Genomic DNA, 440 nt, shown 5'->3' with positions numbered 1-440 from the left:
CCTACGGGTGGCAGCAGTGGGGAATATTGGACAATGGGCGCAAGCCTGATCCAGCCATGCCGCGTGAGTGACGAAGGTCTTCGGATTGTAAAGCTCTTTTGGCGGGGACGATAATGACGGTACCCGCAGAATAAGCCCCGGCTAACTTCGTGCCAGCAGCCGCGGTAATACGAAGGGGGCTAGCGTTGTTCGGAATTACTGGGCGTAAAGCGCACGTAGGCGGACTTTTAAGTCAGGGGTGAAATCCCGGGGCTCAACCTCGGAACTGCCTTTGATACTGAGAGTCTTGAGACCGGAAGAGGTGAGTGGAATTCCTAGTGTAGAGGTGAAATTCGTAGATATTAGGAAGAACACCAGTGGCGAAGGCGGCTCACTGGTCCGGTTCTGACGCTGAGGTGCGAAAGCGTGGGGAGCAAACAGGATTAGATACCCGAGTAGTC

Annotated in this window: 1 rRNA gene; it reads left to right on the top strand. The window is 54.8% G+C overall.

Features of this window, described 5'->3' with window-relative positions:
- A 16S ribosomal RNA gene (locus tag ACTHUT_RS22115) occupies positions 1–440 on the top strand; the annotation flags it as partial.

The organism is Neisseria sp. P0022.S010 (assembly GCF_051956635.1).
The sequence above is the reverse complement of the archived record's forward strand: the minus strand, read 5'-3'. Positions and strand labels throughout refer to the sequence as shown.